The sequence below is a fragment of the Kushneria sp. AK178 genome, from assembly GCF_053903105.1.
This window is the reverse complement of record NZ_CP096381.1, coordinates 2,949,243-2,967,385: the sequence shown is the minus strand read 5'-3', so window position 1 is coordinate 2,967,385 and position 18,143 is coordinate 2,949,243. Positions and strand designations below refer to the sequence as shown.

The 18,143-nt window shown below is 63.9% G+C and carries 17 protein-coding genes; 8 read left to right on the top strand and 9 right to left on the bottom strand.

All coding sequences use genetic code 11. From position 1 onward, the window contains the following. The first annotated feature begins 41 nt into the window (after positions 1 to 41). The 7 genes from M1D97_RS13590 to M1D97_RS13560 all read left to right on the top strand — a co-directional run bounded on the left by M1D97_RS13590 (position 42) and on the right by M1D97_RS13560 (position 5,667). Positions 42 to 752 carry an extensin-like domain-containing protein gene (locus tag M1D97_RS13590; protein ID WP_456268262.1) on the top strand — a complete coding sequence of 237 codons (711 nt, stop codon included), beginning with the start codon at positions 42 to 44 and terminating at the stop codon, positions 750 to 752. Between the two features lie 225 nt (positions 753 to 977). Beyond that, a complete protein-coding gene (locus tag M1D97_RS13585; protein ID WP_456268261.1) occupies positions 978 to 1,391 on the top strand; it encodes a VOC family protein in 414 nt (137 codons plus the stop codon). Continuing rightward, positions 1,388 to 1,645: a DUF3253 domain-containing protein gene (locus tag M1D97_RS13580; RefSeq protein WP_456268260.1), complete on the top strand. Its 258-nt coding sequence runs from the start codon at positions 1,388 to 1,390 to the stop codon at positions 1,643 to 1,645. Before M1D97_RS13585 ends, M1D97_RS13580 begins: the two co-directional genes overlap by 4 nt. A 69-nt stretch (positions 1,646 to 1,714) precedes the next feature. Further along, a complete protein-coding gene (locus M1D97_RS13575) occupies positions 1,715 to 2,368 on the top strand; it encodes a glutathione S-transferase family protein (RefSeq protein WP_456268259.1) in 654 nt (217 codons plus the stop codon). Positions 2,369 to 2,501: 133 nt separating this feature from the next. Continuing rightward, the gene (gene purE, locus M1D97_RS13570) at positions 2,502 to 3,014 is read left to right on the top strand and encodes a 5-(carboxyamino)imidazole ribonucleotide mutase (RefSeq protein WP_456268258.1); all 513 of its coding nucleotides are present in this window, start codon (positions 2,502 to 2,504) and stop codon (positions 3,012 to 3,014) included. Between the two features lie 63 nt (positions 3,015 to 3,077). Then, entirely contained in the window at positions 3,078 to 4,196 is a 1,119-nt protein-coding gene (locus M1D97_RS13565) for a 5-(carboxyamino)imidazole ribonucleotide synthase (protein ID WP_456268257.1), read from the top strand. 265 nt (positions 4,197 to 4,461) lie between these two features. After that, a complete protein-coding gene (locus tag M1D97_RS13560) occupies positions 4,462 to 5,667 on the top strand; it encodes a pyridoxal-phosphate-dependent aminotransferase family protein (protein WP_456268256.1) in 1,206 nt (401 codons plus the stop codon). Between the two features lie 59 nt (positions 5,668 to 5,726). Here the strand turns inward: M1D97_RS13560 and M1D97_RS13555 are convergent, their stop codons facing one another. From M1D97_RS13555 to M1D97_RS13525, 7 genes are all read right to left on the bottom strand, one after another. Continuing rightward, entirely contained in the window at positions 5,727 to 7,901 is a 2,175-nt protein-coding gene (locus M1D97_RS13555) for a TRAP transporter permease (protein WP_456268255.1), read from the bottom strand. A gap of 62 nt (positions 7,902 to 7,963) precedes the next feature. Beyond that, a complete protein-coding gene (locus M1D97_RS13550; protein WP_456270229.1) occupies positions 7,964 to 8,929 on the bottom strand; it encodes a TAXI family TRAP transporter solute-binding subunit in 966 nt (321 codons plus the stop codon). Between the two features lie 397 nt (positions 8,930 to 9,326). After that, on the bottom strand, positions 9,327 to 10,721 hold the full coding sequence (locus M1D97_RS13545) for a sigma-54-dependent transcriptional regulator (RefSeq protein ID WP_456268254.1): 1,395 nt from the start codon (positions 10,719 to 10,721) through the stop codon (positions 9,327 to 9,329). Beyond that, entirely contained in the window at positions 10,714 to 12,609 is a 1,896-nt protein-coding gene (locus tag M1D97_RS13540) for a sensor histidine kinase (protein WP_456268253.1), read from the bottom strand. Before M1D97_RS13540 ends, M1D97_RS13545 begins: the two co-directional genes overlap by 8 nt. A 203-nt stretch (positions 12,610 to 12,812) precedes the next feature. Further along, positions 12,813 to 13,655: a Tim44 domain-containing protein gene (locus M1D97_RS13535; RefSeq protein WP_456268252.1), complete on the bottom strand. Its 843-nt coding sequence runs from the start codon at positions 13,653 to 13,655 to the stop codon at positions 12,813 to 12,815. Positions 13,656 to 13,712: 57 nt separating this feature from the next. Continuing rightward, entirely contained in the window at positions 13,713 to 14,489 is a 777-nt protein-coding gene (gene yaaA, locus M1D97_RS13530) for a peroxide stress protein YaaA (protein ID WP_456268251.1), read from the bottom strand. 118 nt (positions 14,490 to 14,607) lie between these two features. Next, positions 14,608 to 15,645 (bottom strand): NADP(H)-dependent aldo-keto reductase, encoded by a 1,038-nt coding sequence (locus M1D97_RS13525; protein WP_456268250.1) that lies wholly within the window; start codon positions 15,643 to 15,645, stop codon positions 14,608 to 14,610. A 347-nt stretch (positions 15,646 to 15,992) separates the two neighbouring features. Here M1D97_RS13525 and M1D97_RS13520 point away from each other — a divergent pair, with 347 nt between their 5' ends. Continuing rightward, complete coding sequence (locus M1D97_RS13520; protein ID WP_456268249.1) at positions 15,993 to 16,457, top strand: tetratricopeptide repeat protein; 465 nt, start codon at positions 15,993 to 15,995, stop codon at positions 16,455 to 16,457. Positions 16,458 to 16,544: 87 nt separating this feature from the next. Here M1D97_RS13520 and M1D97_RS13515 read toward each other — a convergent pair whose 3' ends face one another. Both M1D97_RS13515 and M1D97_RS13510 read right to left on the bottom strand, forming a co-directional pair. Continuing rightward, the gene (locus M1D97_RS13515) at positions 16,545 to 17,513 is read right to left on the bottom strand and encodes an NAD(P)H-quinone oxidoreductase (protein ID WP_456268248.1); all 969 of its coding nucleotides are present in this window, start codon (positions 17,511 to 17,513) and stop codon (positions 16,545 to 16,547) included. A 25-nt stretch (positions 17,514 to 17,538) separates the two neighbouring features. Next, positions 17,539 to 18,108, bottom strand: coding sequence for an LOG family protein (locus tag M1D97_RS13510; protein ID WP_456268247.1), 570 nt, complete (start codon positions 18,106 to 18,108; stop codon positions 17,539 to 17,541). Positions 18,109 to 18,143: the final 35 nt, after the last annotated feature.

Here is an 18,143-nt window from a genome sequence, read left to right as displayed (position 1 = left end):
ATGCGGGATTTTTTTTGTCCGTCGAATGAGCAGGAGGGGACGTGCGCTACGCCATACTGATCATTTTGTTGATACCGGTGGTAGTGGCGGTCGGCCTCTGGCAGCAGTGGCCGGGCAGCGAGCGCGTCCCGTCACGGTTCAACCCCTTTGCGCCGTTTAATGTGGATGATCCGCTGACGCCGGTGACCCGTTTCAAGCTCAAGGCGCTGGATCAGGACCCGCAGCGCTGTCTGACAGCGCTGGCGCGGGCGCGCGAGCAGGGGGCCATCGATTATGTGGAAGTGGGCAGTCCCGAGATCGGCGAGTGTCAGCTCCATGACGCCGTACGAGTACGCTCGACCTCGGTGCAGTTCGGTACCAGCTTTCTGGCCAGCTGCCCGCTGGCGCTGTCCTGGGTGGTGTTCGAACGACAGCGCCTGCAGCCGCTCGCGCGCGAGCTCTTTGGTAGGGACGTGACCCGGGTCGATCATGTCGGCAGCTTCGCCTGTCGCAATGTCTATCATCGCGCCAGCGGCCGGCGCAGCGAACATGCCACGGCCGAAGCGTTCGATGTCACCGGTTTTCGTCTGAGCGGCGGCACCCGGGCCACGGTCTCCGGGCACTGGCAGGATGAAGGGCCACGCGGCGAACTGCTCAGGCGCGCCTTCGACGGCAGCTGTGATGTCTTTGGCAATTCGCTGGGGCCTGAATACAACGCGGCCCATCGTGATCACTTTCATCTGGGCATGCGCGGCTACGGACTCTGTCGCTAGATGCGCGCCCCGACAGCAGGGCATACGCATCGTCACAAAAAGGGTGGTGTCACTGCCCTGAAGGCTGTCTATGGTATGAGCATGCTGGCCGCAAAAGCTTACTCCCCAATAACAACCTCGAGGAGTTCTGCTGCATGAGCACCCTGTTCCGATCTTCCCGTCCGTGCTGCCCGCCATTGGCGCCCCCCATGATGTCGACCATCAACGGGGGACGCGTCTGATTCCATGTTTACCCATATTCATCTTGGTGCGCGCGATCTGCCGCGTCTGGCCGCCTTTTACGATCACGTACTGGAACCGCTCGGGTTGATTCGCATGGCCGGCGAGCGCGAGGGCGGCGCCCCCGATGCCGTCTGGCACTACCCGGGGCGGCACTGGCCGCTGTTTGTCATTCATTACCCCTTCAACGGCCTGCCGGCCACCTGGGGCAACGGCGCCCAGATCAGCTTCATGTCGCCGGGTCGGGGGAGCGTCGATGACGTCTGGCACCGGGTCATGGCCGGCGGCGGCGTCAGTGAGGGGCCACCGGGCATTCGCGACTGTTACGGGCCGGATTTTTACGCCGCCTACTGTCGCGATATCGAAGGCAACAAGCTCTGCTTCGTGCACGACGCCACGATAAAGGCATTTTTTACATGACAGCGCCGGACGAGACGGCCATTGCTGATACGCTGATGGCGCTGGCGCATCGCCGCGGTCGTGACAAGAGCTTTTGTCCATCGGAGGCGGCGCGAGCGCTGTTTGACGAGACGCACTGGCGTGAGCACATGGCGGACGTGCGCCGGGTAGCGGCCGATCTGGCCCGCCAGGGCAGGCTCGAAATGCTCTCGTGCGGGCAGCCCCTGTCACCGGCAGTGGCGCATCGCGGGCCGATACGTCTACGGTTGTGTTAAATCCTGCAAACGCTGCGTGTTCATTGGTGAACATCTGGCTGGCAGGGCAGACACTCAGGGAGTGACCGCGTGAGCGACTTTGTTCTTTACGGCTTTGATGGCAGCACCTATGTCCGCACGGTGCGCATGCTCTTTCTGGAAAAGGGCGTGACGTATGACCAGGTCTCGGTCGATGTGCTTCAGGGCGAGACCCACACCCCTGAGCACCTGCGTCGCCATCCCTTTGGCAAGGTGCCGGCGCTGGAGACCGGCGGGCGTATCCTGTATGAAACCGATGCCATTGCCGAGTTTCTGGAGGGGCACTTTCCAGCGCCGGCGCTGGTGCCGCGTCAGCTTGATGACCGGGTCGACATGCGTCAGTGGGCGGCGGTGATCAACAACTACTACTACCAGGCCATGGTCATGGAGCTGGCCTGGCAGCGTGTCATCAATCCGCTGCTGCAGCGCCCGGTCGACGAGACGGTGATTGCCGCCGCCCTGCCGAAGGTGCGTCATCAGTTCTCGCTGCTGGAACAGTCGCTGGCCACGCGTACCTGGCTGGTCGCCGGCCCCATCTCCTATGTGGATTTTCTGCTGGCCCCGATCATGGCCTATGTGGTCATGACACCGGAAGGCCGCGAGATCATGGCCGATTTCCCGGGTGTGCAGCGCTGGTGGGACAATATCCGACAGCGTGAAAGCTTTGAACGCACCATCCCCGAGCGCTTTCGCCACCAGAACTGAGCCCCTGCTGACCGTCATGGGCGCCGCGCGTGACTTCCCCCCCTTTAGCCGAGCGGGTATCCTGCACGGTTTTCCGACCTGACGCAGCGCCGCAACCATCGCGGACGCTGCCCGGTTCCTTGTCGAATTGTTCATGGCCGAAAGGGGAGTGCCGATGCAGCCGCGTGTGGGTGTGATCATGGGATCGAAGTCGGACTGGCCGATCATGGAGCATGCCGTCAACATGCTGACCCGGCTGGGGGTGACGTACGAGACGCGCGTGGTGTCGGCGCACCGGACGCCGGATCTGATGTTCGAATATGCCCGTACGGCCGCCGAGCGGGGCATTGACGTCATCATTGCCGGTGCCGGCGGTGCCGCGCACCTGCCCGGCATGGTGGCGTCACAGACGCCGGTGCCCGTGCTGGGGGTGCCGGTGGAGTCAAAAGCGCTCAAGGGCATGGATTCGCTGCTCTCGATTGCCCAGATGCCGGGCGGTGTCGCTGTCGGAACGCTGGCGATCGGCAAGGCCGGGGCCACCAATGCGGGCCTGCTGGCGGCCCAGATCATCGGCACGCACGACGCTGATGTTCGCCGCGCCGTCGAGGATTTCCGGGCCGAGCAGACCCAAAACGTTCTGGACAATCCCGACCCGAGCGTCGAATAGTACTGTTGCCAACAGGACCGGCGCAGTTTTCCTTTCATTTCCCTTGATCAGCGAGAGACGGCCATGCAGATCGGCATTCTGGGAGCGGGGCAGCTCGGACGCATGATGGCGCTGGCGGGCCTGCCGCTGGGCCAGCAGTTTACGCTACTGGACCCGGGCGGCGCGCCGAGCGCCGGGATCGGTGACATCCTCACCGGCAGTGATGACGCCACCCTGGAAGACTTCATTGCCCGCACGGACGTGGTCACCTATGAATTCGAACACCTGCCGGTGGCGCTTCTGAAGCGCATCGAGCAGCTACGACCGGTCCATCCCTCGAGTCGCGCCATTGCGGTGTGCCAGCACCGCGCCCGGGAAAAGGCGCTCTTTTCGCAGCTGAATATTCCCACGCCCGAGTACCGGCTGGCCGACAGCGCCGAGACCCTCGAGGCAGTAGCGCGCGAGCTGGGCTGTCCGGTGGTGGCCAAGTCCACCACGGAAGGCTATGACGGCAAGGGTCAGTTTGTGTTGCGTACGCCCGAGCAGGCCGAAGAGGCGTGGCAGCGCATCGGCCATGACCAGCTGGTGGTCGAGGCGTTCGTGGATTTTGTGCGCGAGGTCTCGCTGATTGCCGTGCGCGGGCGCGACGGCGAGGTGCGCTCGTATCCGATCGCGCAAAACCAGCATGAAGAGGGCATCCTGCGCTACTCGGTGGCGCCGCTGCCGGATGTCGATGCCGAGCTGCAGGCCACGGCGGACGGCTATATTCAGGCGTTGCTTGAAGAGCTCGACTACGTCGGCGTGCTGTCGCTGGAGCTGTTTCAGACCCGCGACGGCCGGCTTCTGGCCAACGAAATGGCGCCCCGGGTGCACAACTCCGGCCACTGGACCATGAACGGTGCGGTGACCAGCCAGTTCGAGAATCACCTGCGCGCCATCGCCGGGCTGCCGCTGGGCGAGACCCGCTCGCGCGGTCTGACCTGCATGGTCAATGTCATCGGTGAAGAGGGCGACAGCGCCGCGCTGCTGGCCCTCGACGGCGTGCATCTGCACCGCTACGGCAAGGCGCCGCGGGCCGGGCGCAAGCTGGCCCATATCAACGTGGTGGCCGATGACTACGCCACGCTCATGCAGCGCGCACGCGCCGTGACGGCACTGTTACCGGGCGCGTTCGAGATCACCATGCACTGGGACAGCGTCTGACGGCCTGTCTTTAAAGATGCCCCTTCCGGGACGGTCTGCAGGGGCCTTGCGGCCCCTGCAGCACACCCGTGACCCTCTTCGCTGTTCTCTCCTTGATACGTCCGGGTTCGTGACAGCCGCTCGGACATCAGGCAGTGCCTTGATCGGATTCTGGTGATCTTTCGCTTGTCGGCGTTTTCAGGCCGTGGGCATACTGAAAGGTTCCTGCCGGCGTCATCGCTGGATGGCGCCTTGATCTGCCCGGTCTCATCTCAAGGAGAGAGTGATGCCCTATACCGTGCCCGACATCGACCCCCTGGAAAGCATTCTGCCCGATGAGCCGCTGCTCATGATGGGCGCGGGCCCCGTGCCCATTCCGGCGCGGGTGGCAGCGGCCAACGGTATCGTCATCAATCACCTGGGCGAGACCATGGCGCGCATCATCGAGCAGATGAAGGCGATGTCGCGCTACGTCTTTCAGACCGAGTCGCGCCACATTCTGGGTGTGGCAGGGCCCGGGTCGGCGGCGATGGAGATGGCGGTCATCAATCTGGTCGACCCCGGCACCCGGGTGCTGACAGTCAATAACGGTTTTTTCAGCAGCCGGCTGGGCGAGATGGCCCGACGCGCCGGCGGCGACGTCAGGGAGATGGATGCCGGCGTGTTGCATGCCGCCGATGAGGTCGCCGTCATCGAGGCAATCCGCACCCATCGCCCGCGCGTGTTGACCATCGTGCAGGGAGAGACTTCCAGTACCGTCTACAACCACGCCCTGCCGGCCATCTGTCGCGCGGCTGCCGAGGCCGACTGTCTGGTGGTCTGCGACGCGGTCTGTACGCTGAGCACCATGCCGCTGGAGATGGATGCCTGGGGTGTGGATGTGGTGATTACCGGTGGCCAGAAGGGTCTGAGCTCGATTCCCGGCGTGTCGCTGGTGGCCTTTTCCGACCGCGCCTGGGCGGTGATCGAAGCCCGTGAGCGCACCCTGACGCACTGGTGTCTGGATGCCCGGCTGGCGCATCAGTTCTGGTACAACAAGTCCTATCACTATACGGCGCCGGTGTCGGGCATTCTGGCGCTGCACGAGGCGCTGCGGCTGGTGTGTCAGGAGACCCTGCCAAAACGCTTTGATCGGCATCTGCGCTGTTCCAGGGCGCTGCAGGCCGGTATCGAGGGGCTGGGGCTCCGACTGTACATCGACGGCCCGTCGCGGCTGAACTCGGTGGTGGGGATTCATCTCCCCGAGGGGCTGGCGCAGGGTGATCTGATGCAGCACATCTCGCAGCATCATGGTGTGGAGATCTCCGGCGCCTTCGGCGCCAACATCGTGCGGATCGGCCAGATGGGCGAGCAGTGTCGGACACACCATCTGTTTCGCACCCTGCATGCGCTGGGCACCAGCGTACGCTCGCTGGGTTACAGGGTTGACGTGCCTGCCGGCGTGGCGGCGCTGGAGCTGGCGCTTGCCGGCTACCAACCGGTCCATGCCTGAATCAACCGGCGAATGAAAAGGGCCCCGTGCGGGGCCCTTTCTGTGGACATCGTCTACGGTCAGGTTGTTGCCATGCCGGGGGTGTTGCTGCCGCTATGGGCGCGACGCTGCATGACAATCAGCCCGGCGGCGATGGCAATGCCGGCCAGGTCGCTATAGATACCGCCATAGATCATGCACAGCGCTCCAAGGAACATCACTACCCGCTGCCACATTTTCACCGGACCGAAGAACCATGCCTGAACAGTGGCGGAGAGCAGCACAATGCCCATGGTGGCCGTCACACCGACGCGGGCGATCTGCAACCAGCTGCCCTCCATCAGCATCGCCGGGCTGTAGAAAAACATGAAGGGGACGATGAAGGCGGCCAGGCCGATCTTGAACGAGGCCACCGAGGTCCCCATGGCGTTATCCCCCGAAATGCCTGCCGCGGCGTAGGAGGCCAGCGCCACCGGCGGTGTGATGGCCGACACCACCGCGAAGTAGAACACGAAGAAGTGGGCCACCAGTGGCTGGATGCCGATACCGATCAGGCCGGGCGCTACCACCGAGGCGGCAACCGCATAGGCCGCGGTTGTGGGCATGCCCATCCCCAGCAGAATGCTGATCAGCATGGCGAAGAACAGCGCCAGCAGCTGACTGACGCCGGCCAGCCCCAGCAGCAGCGAGGAAAAGCGCGCCCCCACCCCGGTGAGACCGATGACGCCGACGATCAGTCCGGCGCAGGCGCATACCGCAATGATCTGGATCGACATGGTGCCCCCCAGTTGCAGGGCGCGCAGAATCGCCGCCGGGCCCATCTTGTTGGGGGATATCCAGCTGACAATGGCTGCCGAGGCGGTGGCCAGGGTGCCGGCCCGAATCACCGAATAGCCCATGAACAGCGCAACGACCAGAATGATGATGGGGGCAAACAGATAGGCGTGGCGCGCCAGCTTCGAGAACTTTGGAATCTCGTCGCGGGTCATGCCGCGCATGCCCTTGCGGGCGGCCTCGAAGTCGACCATGAAGTAGACCGAGGCGAAGTAGAGAATCGCCGGAATAACCGCAGCGATGGCGATCTCGGTATAGGGGATGCCGGTGATCTCGGCCATGATGAAGGCGCCTGCCCCCATGATCGGCGGCATGATCTGTCCACCGGTAGAGGCGGCGGCCTCGATGGCCCCGGCGCTGCGGCCGGGGTAGCCGACCCTTTTCATCAGCGGAATGGTCAGCGAGCCGGTGGAGACCACGTTGCCGGCGCTGGTGCCGTTGATCATGCCCATCAACCCGGAAGCGAAGATCGACACCTTGGCCGGGCCCCCGCGGGCGCGGCCGGCAGCGGCGAAGGCGAAGTTGACGAAGTAGTCACCCACCTTCGAGGCCTGCAGGAAGGCAGCGAAGATGATGAACAAAATGATGTAGGTCGAGGAGACCGCTGTCGTTGGCCCCAGCACGCCGGCATCGGTGTAGACCTGGCTGAAGAAGCGGTTGAGCGACAGCCCCGGGTAGCCCAGAAAGCCGGGCAGCATGGGGCCGGCAAAGACGTAGGCGATAAAGATGGCGGCAATGATCACCAGCGCCATGCCGGCCACGCGCCGGGTCAGCTCCAGAATGAGCAGCGAGCCGGCAATGGCTGCCCAGCTGATGCCAATGGGCGCAAAGGCAGTGCCGGTTGAAGCCCGCATCGGCGAATTGAACATCAACAGCAGGTAGTTGGAGGCCGCAGCGGCGCACACCATCAGGACCAGTTCGGTGATCGGCAGGCTGCCACGCGGACGGCGGATCAGCCATGAGAGCACGATGGCGCCAACGGTGGCGGCAATCAGCGGGGCGCCGAAGTGCCAGGTCTCGACGGATGGATCAATGCGCATGGCGCCGCCGGCCATGGTCTGACGCATCAAAAACACCTGCACCAGGGCGTAGAGGGCAGGCAGCAGCAGCACGGCGGCCAGGCCGTCGAGCCAGCGCGGCGAGGCTTTCTGGCCATCTTCGGCAAAGCGTGCCCCGGTATAGAGTCCGAAGCCGAGAATCAGTGCCCCGCAGACGTGCAGGATACGAAACGTCCACGTCTCGATCGGATAGAGATTGAGCGAAATCAGGTGAAAGCTGGTGTAGGCCACGGCCATGGCAGCGAACAGCCACCACTGCCAGCCCGAGAAAATGCGTCGGGTCGGCTCAACGACATCATTGTCGACGCCATCGGCAATGATCATGCCGTCATCAGGCTTTTTGTCTTCATGTTTGCTGGACATGGTGTGTTACCCCGAATGCATCGAAAAACGGCGCCGCCCCGTGAGCGGGGCGGCGACGTGCGTTACTGACGAATCAGCGACGGATCGATCTCGTAACCGTTCTCCTCGTACCAGCGCACGGCACCCGGGTGGTAGGGCAGCACGGTGTTGTATTCAAGGTTCTCCGGCACGCTGTTGGCGGCGCTGCGGTGGATGTCACGCATGCGGTCATTGTTTTCCATGCTCAGCTTGACGATCTGATAGACGAATTCCTCGGGCAGATCACAGTTGGCGATGGTGAAGTTCCACATCGAAACGGCGCGTATATCCCGCTCCAGCGTGCTGTAGGTGCTGGCCGGAATGGTGAACGGTGCCACCGGGAACTCTTCGACGACCGTCTCCTGCTGTGCTTCGGTGAACTCGACGAAATTGACGCCGGTCTGCACTTCCAGCTGGCTGACCGCCGGAATGGGAATGCCGGCCGCAAAGGCGACCACATCGATCAGGCCGTCCTGCAACTGACTGCCGAGATCCGACCAGCCGCCGTTGCGACGCTCGTACTCCACGCCCAGTTCGGACAAAATCGCCGGGAAATAGGTGTCGGAGGTGGAGGCGGCAGGACCAAAACCGATGCGCGCGCCGTCGGGGATGCTGTCGATACTGTCGATGCCGCTGCTGGACAGGGTGGCCACCGAGAAGGGGGTTTCGTACATGGGGAACAGCGCACAGACGTTGTCCATTTCCATGCCCGGTGCCAGCGGACTTTCACCGTTGAGCGCCTGGGCGGCCGGGCCCATGGTGGTCAGCCCCAGCGCCACGTCGCCGCTATGGACCAGCGCCATGTTCTGGGTTGGACCGCCGGTGATCTCGCCGCCGCCGGAGATGCCCAGTTCGTCGGCGATCAGGTTGGCCCAGCCGGAACCATAAACATAGTAGGTGCCGCCCTGACTGGCCGTCGCAACGGTAATGCTGTCCGGCCAGTCGCTGCGGTCTGCGCCATCGCCGGCCTGGGCGGCGCCGATGGCGGTCATTGACGCCGCGGTGGTCATGGAGGCGGCAACGGTCAGGGCCAGGGTACTGCGCGACAGAATTGGCATGGTGGGAGCTCCCGTTATGATTGGACTTTTTCAATGACACCGACCAGGGCGTCGATGCGCGTCACATCACGGGAGTGGCAAGCGATGCGCCATTTGCCGTTTTTTCGATACATTTCAGTGGTTTGGGATTCAGGTATGCCACCTTGGTCGTATGGCTAAGGGCTGGCGAGGGGCGGATATCCGCATTCCGGCGCATGAGGCGTGTGCGGAAATCCGCACAGTAGGGGTGTCAGAGGGGAAAAAAGGCGGCCAGCGCCGTCTTGTTGGCTCTGACCGGGGCTAAAGTATAAGAAAGAGCACGATGCCGGCGCGCGGATCGCGACAACGCTCGTTCTGTCAACGGCTGCGTTCAGCCGCCGTCCCTGTCGTCACCCTCGTGGCGATATGCCTCGGCGCGCAGGCCATGTTTTTTCAGCTTGTCGTAGAGGGTCTTGCGCGGCACAGCGAGATAGTCACAGGCATCGCTGATGCGGCCACGGCAGCGGGCCAGGGCCTGGTCGATCAGGCTTTTTTCAAACATTTCTACCTGCCGGGCCAGTGACAGGTCGCCGCTGTCACTCTCGCCATCGCCCAGCAGGGCGTCCAGCCGATAATCGTGGGCGCTGCCGATCAGCACATAGCGCTCGGCGAGGTTACGCAGCTCGCGCACGTTGCCGGGCCAGTCATGCGACAGCAGCACCGACATCCCGGCGCCATCAAGGGGCGGCGCCTCAAGCCCGCTGCGGGTCGCTGCGACCACCGCGAAATGCTGAAACAGCAGGGGAATATCCTCGCGTCGCTCGCGCAGTGGTGGAATCGGCAGGGTCACCACATTGAGCCGATAGTAGAGGTCCTCGCGAAAGCGCCCCGCCTCGGCGGCTGCCTTCAGATCCACCTTGGTGGCGGCAATCACGCGGATATCCAGCTCGATGGAGGTGTTGGCACCGAGCCGCTCGATGGTGCGCTCCTGCAGCACCCGCAGAAGTCGCACCTGCAGGGTCAGCGGCATCGACTCGATCTCGTCGAGAAAGATGGTGCCTCCCTGGCCGTACTCGAACTTGCCGATACGTCGTTCCACGGCGCCGGTGAAGGCCCCCTTCTCGTGGCCGAACAGCTCCGATTCGATGATGCTCTCCGGCACCGCGCCGCAGTTGATCGCCACAAAGGGGGCGCCGCCGCGGCGGCTACGCTCGTGGATGGCACGGGCGACCAGGTCCTTGCCGACGCCGGTTTCCCCGAACAGCAGGACATCGGCCTCTATCTGGCTGATGCGCGACACCATGGTGGCCAGCTGTGCAATCGCCGCTGTGCGGCCGACCAGCCGAGGCCCCGGCGCTGACTGCTGTGCCTCCAGCTCGGCGCGCAGGTGGCGATTCTCCAGAGCCAGCCGACGGGTTTCGGCGGCACGGCGTACCACTTCCACCAGCGCATCGCCGGCGAAGGGTTTTTCGACGAAGTCCCAGGCGCCGTCGCGCATGGCGGTCACCGCGGTGGAGACGTCACCGTGGCCGGTAATCAAAATCACCGGCAGCTCCGGGTCGCGGGCGTGCACTTCACGCAGCAGCGCCATGCCATCCATGCCCGGCATGCGAATGTCGCTGATCAGCACGCCGGGAAAATCCTGCCTCAGCGTTTCCAGTGCCTGTTCGGCACTGGCGAGCGGCAGGGGCTGATAGCCGGCCAGCTCCAGCGTCTGTCCGGTAGTGAAGCGCATATGGTGTTCGTCGTCGACGATGATGACCGGGGTGGCCGGGCGTTCAGACATCAGCAGAAGTCTCCGGGGGCAGGGCGCGCGGTGGTGCGACGGCGGGGAGGTGGACCATGAACAGGGCGCCGCCTTCGGGGCGGTTACGGGCTTCGAGGCGACCGCCGAGGTCATGAATGATGCGCTGCGAAATCGACAGGCCCAATCCCAGTCCCTTGCCGGCGGAACGGGTGGTATAGAACGGCTCGAAGAGGTGATCAAGCGCCTCGGTGCTGAGCCCCGGGCCGCTGTCGGCAACGCTCAGGATAACCCGGTCACCGTGGGTTTCGGCGGTCAGGGTCAGCTGCCGATCGGTGCTGTCGATCATCGCCTGCTGGGCATTGCCGATCAGGTTGACCAGTACCTGCTCAAGGCGTACCGAGTCGGCGCGCACCCAGCAGGTTGCCTCACTCATCTGCAGATTGATCCGGATATCGGCTGCCTCCAGGCGCGTACGAAACAGACGTAGCGCATAGTCGAAGCACGCCTGAGCCGAGACGTCGGTCAGGGTCTCATCGCCCTTGCGCGAGAACTGACGCAGCTGAGCGCTGATGGTGGCCATGCGTTCGACCAGTTCGCTGATCTGCACCAGATTGTCGGCGGCGTCCCCGGGACGATCACGTGACAGCAGAGCACGGGCGTTGTCGGCATAGGCGCGAATCGCGCCGAGCGGCTGGTTGAGTTCGTGATTGATGCTGGCGGCCAGCTGACCCAGCACGGCCAGTCGCGCGGCCTGTACCAGTTCGTCGCGGGTCTGGCGCAGCCGCTTTTCGGCGCGCCTGCGCTCCTCGATCTCCTGTGACAGCTGCTGGTTGGCGTCCATCAGCTCCCGGGTGCGTGCCGCGACATGGCGTTCCAGCTCATCGCGGGCGCGGGCCAGGGTATGACGCTCGCGTTCGGCGAAGCGCTCGCGCTCGCGGCGCAGCCGACGGCGCTGCCAGCCGATGGCACCGCCCAGTGCGAGCAGCATCCAGCTGCCGCCGGCGCCCAGCGCCCCCAGCCACTGTGCCTTCACCACCGGCGCCAGAGGCTGCAGGATATTCAGGCGCCAGTTGAAGCGTGGCAGCGGCTGTGAAAGGTTCAGATAATCACGACCGTCAAGACGCACCAGGCGAGCATTGCCGGGCAGCGTCTCAAGCGTCTCGAATCCTGCCTCGGGCAGTGGTTGGTCGGTGTAACGCCGGGTCGACTGCAGTCCACGGCGGGCGTTCTCCGACAGCGGTTGCAGTGCGGTCAGCCGCAGGGCGGGGTCGCTGGCCATGAAGATAATACCGTTGATATCGGTGACCAGCAGGGTGGCGTCAAGACCCTGCCACTCGCGCTCGATCTCTTCGAGCCCCACCTTGACTACCATCACGCCATCGGGCGGCATGTCCGGGGTATTGCCACTGGCCCGAACCGGCGCCGAAAAGTAGTAACCGCGCTTGCCCGATTGAATGCCGAGAGCGTGAAAGCGTCCGCTGCGGCCGCTAATGGCCTGACGGTAATAGCCCCGGAAGGCATAGTTCTGGCCCATGAAGCTGTCGGTGCGCTGCCAGTTACTGGCAGCGATGGTCGTGCCACTGCGGTCGAGCAGGTAGATATCCGAGACATCCGCATAGGCCTGTGAACGCGCCAGCAATCGATTGAGCGCCAGGGTGTCGCGGGTATTGTCGGGCCGGGCAAGAAAGCGTCGCACGCGCTCACGGGTGGCCAGCAGATGGGGCAGATAGTCGTGGCGGGTGAGATAGCCTGTCAGATTGGCACGGGAGAGCTGCAGCGCGTTGCCGGCGCTGTGATGAAGTTCCGACAGCGCCTGTTCACGGGTCAGTCGTGCGCCCTGCCACATGAGCAGGATCAGCACGATGCTGGCTGCCAGCACCACCAGCATGCGCCGGTATCTGATTCGTCGTTGCGGTGTGTTGCTCATCGTTGCATGACAGGCATTATGGCGCCCACGCCAGAGCCGGTACCTGCTCTCTTTCGAAAATAGCGTTGAAACATCACGTTACGCGGATCAAGACAGGTCGAACAGTACCGAATGGTCGATTCAGGAGGCGTCGGTCAGCGACGGGCAGGAGGGCCGCCGCCCCGAAAACGGGGCGACGGACAAGGCGGCGCATGAAGGGGAGATCAGACGTTGTTCTGCTCGATGCCCTGAATGTACCAGGGCGACTGGTCGCGGACTTCACGGACCAGATGCCAGGTTTCGTTGAACTCGTTCTCCTGGCCGTCTTCTTTCATGATGCCGTGAAAGAGTACCGTGGCCTCGGCCTGCTGGCCGTGTTCCCGCACATCACCCAGCTCGGCAAACAGCCGCACGATTTCGGTCTGGTTGTTGGCGCTCTGCTCGGCCCGCTCCTTGCGCAGCAGGTTATAGAGCTCGGGCGTGACAAACTCCTGAATCCTTTCGAAGTCGTTGTTGTCCCAGGCGCGCTGCAGGCTGGTGAAGTGCTCCTTGGCGCCGGACAAAAACTGCTCACGGTTGAACCAGGCAGGTTCGCTGCCCATGGCCGCGTCGCCGGCAGCACCGGCACCTGCCGCGCCTGATGACGCCGGGCCGAAGTCATGCGTCTGACGCTGCTGATGAGGCTGGTGTGCATCATGCGCACCGGTATCGGTGGCGCGCCGACGCGCTGCCAGCACCTTCCAGGCAATGAAGCCGAGAAGCGCGATCAGCAGGATATCCATGAAGCGGATACCGCTGAAGGCGCCGCCAAAGAGCAGCGAGGCGATCAGGCCGCCGGCCATGATGCCGGCCAGCGGGCCCATGAAGCGCGACAGGCCACCACCGGCGGCGCGCGTGCCCTGCTGGGCCTGGCGCGGCGGCGTGCTGGCCTGACTGCTGCTCGGGCTTGACGAACGGGAGTAGCTGCCAAAGCTCTTGCCGCCGCCGAAACGCTTGGCGTCGGCATGCTCGACGGCCAGGCCAAAGCTCATCAGACCGATGAGCAGGGTGATCAGTAGATGACGCATGAGAGATCCTCCCGATAAATGCATCATTGAGTGGTGGTCAGTCGACCATCGTTGCGATTACTGCGCGTCGCGGGTAAATACCCAGCTGTTCTGGTCCGACAGGTCGGCATTGAAGCGATAGCCGCCCATGTCGAAGGCCTTTAAATCGTCACGCTTGTCGAGTCTCTGCTTCACCATCCAGGCGCTCATCATGCCGCGCGCCTTCTTGGCATAAAAGCTGATGACCTTGTACTGCCCGTTTTTGGCGTCCTTGAAGACCGGGGTGATGACATCGCAGCCGAGATGCCGACGGTCGATGGCACCGAAGTATTCGTTGGAGGCCAGGTTGACGAGCACCCGGTCACCGTCGCTGTCACTGACCGCCTGATCCAGGTCCCGGGTCAGACGCTCCCGCCAGAAGGCGTAAAGGTCGCGTCCTGCCGGGTTCTCGAGCTTCGTGCCCATCTCGAGGCGGTAGGGCTGCATCAGATCCAGCGGCCTGAGCATGCCGTAAAGACCCGACAGGATGCGCAGATGCGACTGGGCCCATTCAAGGTCTTCCTCGGGCCAGTGTTCGGCCTCGAGCCCGGTATACACATCGCCCTGAAAGGCCAGGATCGCCTGCTTGGCATTGCTCGTATCAAACGGCGTTTGCCACTGCTCGAAACGGGCCACGTTGAGACCGGCCAGTTTGTCGCTGATGCCCATCAGCTGCGACAGTTCCTGTGGCGAATACTCGCGCAGGATATCGATGAGCTCGCGGCTGCGGTCCAGATAATCCGGCTGCGTGGCCGTTGTCGCGTGGGAGGGCGTTTCAAAATCCAGCGTCTTGGCTGGGGACAGCACGCTCAGCATGCAGATTCTCCGCTCATGTTGTCACGATTATAACCCCTCCGGGGCCGACATCAGGCTGTTTTAAGCCTGATGTCGGGTCAGAGGGGCAACGCAGGGGCGCCCGGCCCCGGGAAAGGGATCAGGGGCAGGGGTTGGGCAGGCGCCTGTGTACGCCTTCGATGGCTTCGATGACCTCGTCGGAGAGCGTCATGTTCTCGCTTGCAATGTTGTGATCGAGCTGCTCGAGCGTGGTGGCACCGATGATATTGCTGGTCACAAAGGGCCGGGTGTTGACCCAGGCCAGCGCCATCTGGGCCGGGTTCAGATCGAAGCGCCGGGCGATATCGACATAGGCCCAGGTCGCTTCTTTGGCCAGCGTCGAGTTATAGCGCTGGAAACGCTCGAACAGGGTCAGGCGTGCGCCCTCCGGTGTCATGCCCCCCAGATACTTGCCGCTGAGCACGCCGAAGGCCAGCGGCGAGTAGGCCAGAAGTCCCACGTTTTCGCGATGGCTGATCTCGGCCATGCCGATTTCATAGCTGCGATTGAGCAGATTATAGGGGTTCTGGACCGATACCACGCGCGGCAGGTTCATGGTCTCGGCCAGGCGCAGACAGGTCATTGTGCCCCAGGGCGTTTCGTTGGACAGGCCGATGGTGCGGATCTTGCCGGCATCCACGGCTTCCTTGAGTGCCGACAGGGTCTCTTCCAGCGGGGTCGCATCCGGTGACTCTTCGTGCTGATAGTCCAGTCTGCCGAAGTAGTTGGCGGGGCGGTCCGGCCAGTGCAGCTGATACAGGTCGAGATAGTCGGTGTTCAGGCGCCTGAGACTGTCATCAAGGGCCTGATGGATCTGCGCTCGCGACAGCTTCGGGCCACCGCGCAGATACTCCATGCCGCGGCCGGCGCCGGCCACCTTGCTGGCCAGCACGATATCGTCGCGGCGGCCGCGCGCCTTCAGCCAGCTGCCGATATAGGCCTCGGTACGACCCTGGGTGTCGCCGTTCGGCGGTACCGGATACATTTCAGCGGTGTCAATGAAGTCGATGCCGGCGGCGAGCGCGCGGTCGAGCTGCTCGTGCGCCTGGGCTTCACTGTTTTGTTCGCCAAAGGTCATGGTGCCAAGACAGAGCCGGCTGACCGTTATACCACTGTCACCGAGAGGACGTCTTTCCATGGGGTCTCCAGAGCCTTGATAAGCGGGTGAGTGCCCATGTTAGACGGGCGGTAATGTGCGGGCAAACACGGGGCTTGAGTCGCCCTGCGCACAGGCGTATATTGCCGGCCTCGCCGTACCGGGAGACCCCTTTCCGGTAGTGCGCTAACGGGGCTGCCCCTTCGGTTGTTTACTCTGCAGGTGATGAGTCACCTTCACGGCAACAGCGGTTCGCTTAAACGCCCGATTCCTGCCACGCTACAGGCGGACAGGGCATGAATCGAACGCTGGAACTTACAAGGCTGGTTGTTATGCTGCGGTCTGCTCAAGTATTTACACGGCTTGAATATCGTCTGGCATCGCGTTTGATGCAGGCCCCCTGGCTGGAAGGTTCGGCCCACAAGCGGCGCCTGACCATGCATCTTTTTCGACGCTGCGCCAACGCCGGACATGTGGATGCACTGTCCACCTACGGCGTGATGCTGTGTCGTCGGGGTCAGTCGGCCCGCGACAAGGCGCGTGGCGTGCGCTGCGTGGTGCAGGCCGCCGAGGCCGGCCATCCCGAGGCGCAGTATCAGGTGGGGCACATGTATGAACACGGCTGCACCCAGTTTGCCCGTCGTGAGGATCGCGCCGTGACCTGGTATGCCCGCGCGGCCGAAGCCGGTCACGTTGGTGCTGCCCAGCGCCTGGCGCATGCCTTCGATCACGGCGAGCTGGGCCTGCCGGTCGACCCCGAGCGTTCGCGACACTGGCAGCTCTCCGATGACGACGCCGCCATCGCGGCCAGACAGATGATTTCGGTCCCCGGGCGCTCGCCGGCCCTGCAGTAGGCGCCGGCACCGCCGATCGCGGGGATGCCATGAAAAGGCCCGAATCCAGTGGATTCGGGCTTTTTTTCGTCGTTACGGCGGGTTGTCTCAGGCGCCGGAGACGCCCATCAACACCTTGCCGGTGCTGGTGTTCTCTTCCAGAAAGCGCATGGCGTCGTCGGCTTCCTGAATGGAGAAGGTGCGATCGATCAGCGGCTTGACGCGACCGTTTTCCAGCAGCGGCCAGACGTGGGCGTGCAGGGCGTCCATGACGCTGCCCTTGCCGGCCGGCGAGCGTGAACGCAGGGTCGAGCCGATCAGGCGCTGGCGCTTCATCAGCATGCGCGCCAGATCCACGCTGGTCTCCTTGCCCCCCATGAAGCCGATCAGGATGATGCGACCGTCAAGATTGAGCACCTGCTGGTTCCACTCGATGTACTCACCGGCCACCGGGTCGAGAACCACATCAACCCCGCCCCAGTTCTGCACCGCCTCGACAAAGCTGCCGTCGTGGCGATTCCAGCCGCCGTCGGCGCCCAGGGCCCTGCAGGCGTCGATCTTGTCCTGACTGCCCACGGTGACAAAGCAGGGATTGTTGAAGGCGTGACACAGCTGAATGGCGGCCGTGCCCACGCCGCTGGCGCCGGCATGCAAAAGCACCCGCTCGCCGTCACGAAGGTCTGCCTCCATGAAGAGGTTGAGCCAGGCGGTCGCGAAGACTTCCGGCAGGGCGGCCGCATCACGCAGGGTCATGCCCTCGGGGATGCGCAGCGCCTGGGCTTCGTCGACGAGGACCTGCTCGGCATAGCCGCCGCCGGCGAGCAGCGCACAGACCTGATCGCCGACGCGAAAGCGCTCCACTGCCGGGCCAACGCTTGCCACCACGCCACTGACCTCGAGCCCGAGAATCTCCGAGGCGCCCTTCGGCGGCGGGTAGCCCCCGTCACGCTGCAGGACATCCGCGCGGTTCATGCCCGCCCAGGCCACATCAATGAGAATGTCGCTGCCGCCGGGGGAGGGCAGGTCGTTGTGCTCACACCAGTGAAGGTGCGAATCCTTGACGGCAATGGCATACATGCGGTGCTACTCCAGTCCAATGGGATCAAAATCGGTCGAAGAGGGTATCCAGCAGCTCGTCCGGCGTGTTGGCGCTGATCAGCGTGGCGCGCGTATCGGCATCGAGAAAGCCCGCCTCGACCGTGTTATCCAGAAACTGTAGCAGGGGATCGAAGAAGCCGGTGTGATTGAGCAGGCCGATGGGCTTGCGGTGCAGGCCCAGATAGCGCCACGTCCAGGTCTCGAAGAACTCCTCGAAGGTGCCGATGCCGCCCGGCAGGGTGACAAAGGCGTCACTGGCGGCGGCCATCTGCGCCTTGCGGGTATGCATGTCCGGCACCCTGAGCAGTTCGGTCAGCCCGGTATGGGCCACTTCACGCTCGACCAGATGATCCGGAATGACGCCCGTGACCTCACCGCCGGCGGCCAGGGCGGCGCTGGCGCAGGCTCCCATGAGGCCGGTATTGCCGCCGCCGTAGACCAGGCGCCCGCCGCGCCGGGCGATACCCTCGCCGACGGCTTCGGCCAGCTGCTGCCAGTGGGGGGCATGGCCGCTGCGCGAGCCCATGTAAACACAGACGCTGCGGCCCTCGAAGGGCCGGGTATGGCTGTTCATGACGATTCCTGCTGCTGGTGGATCAGGCGGCGACG

Coding starts and splice junctions, on each gene's coding strand:
- M1D97_RS13585 (WP_456268261.1), top strand. CDS start 978: ATGTTTACCCATATTCATCTTGGTGCGCGCGATCTGCCGCGTCTGGCC.
- M1D97_RS13580 (WP_456268260.1), top strand. CDS start 1,388: ATGACAGCGCCGGACGAGACGGCCATTGCTGATACGCTGATGGCGCTG.
- purE (WP_456268258.1), top strand. CDS start 2,502: ATGGCCGAAAGGGGAGTGCCGATGCAGCCGCGTGTGGGTGTGATCATG.
- M1D97_RS13565 (WP_456268257.1), top strand. CDS start 3,078: ATGCAGATCGGCATTCTGGGAGCGGGGCAGCTCGGACGCATGATGGCG.
- M1D97_RS13560 (WP_456268256.1), top strand. CDS start 4,462: ATGCCCTATACCGTGCCCGACATCGACCCCCTGGAAAGCATTCTGCCC.
- M1D97_RS13555 (WP_456268255.1), bottom strand. CDS start 7,901: ATGTCCAGCAAACATGAAGACAAAAAGCCTGATGACGGCATGATCATT.
- M1D97_RS13550 (WP_456270229.1), bottom strand. CDS start 8,929: ATGACCACCGCGGCGTCAATGACCGCCATCGGCGCCGCCCAGGCCGGC.
- M1D97_RS13545 (WP_456268254.1), bottom strand. CDS start 10,721: ATGTCTGAACGCCCGGCCACCCCGGTCATCATCGTCGACGACGAACAC.
- M1D97_RS13540 (WP_456268253.1), bottom strand. CDS start 12,609: ATGAGCAACACACCGCAACGACGAATCAGATACCGGCGCATGCTGGTG.
- M1D97_RS13535 (WP_456268252.1), bottom strand. CDS start 13,655: ATGCGTCATCTACTGATCACCCTGCTCATCGGTCTGATGAGCTTTGGC.
- yaaA (WP_456268251.1), bottom strand. CDS start 14,489: ATGCTGAGCGTGCTGTCCCCAGCCAAGACGCTGGATTTTGAAACGCCC.
- M1D97_RS13525 (WP_456268250.1), bottom strand. CDS start 15,645: ATGGAAAGACGTCCTCTCGGTGACAGTGGTATAACGGTCAGCCGGCTC.
- M1D97_RS13520 (WP_456268249.1), top strand. CDS start 15,993: ATGCAGGCCCCCTGGCTGGAAGGTTCGGCCCACAAGCGGCGCCTGACC.
- M1D97_RS13515 (WP_456268248.1), bottom strand. CDS start 17,513: ATGTATGCCATTGCCGTCAAGGATTCGCACCTTCACTGGTGTGAGCAC.
- M1D97_RS13510 (WP_456268247.1), bottom strand. CDS start 18,108: ATGAACAGCCATACCCGGCCCTTCGAGGGCCGCAGCGTCTGTGTTTAC.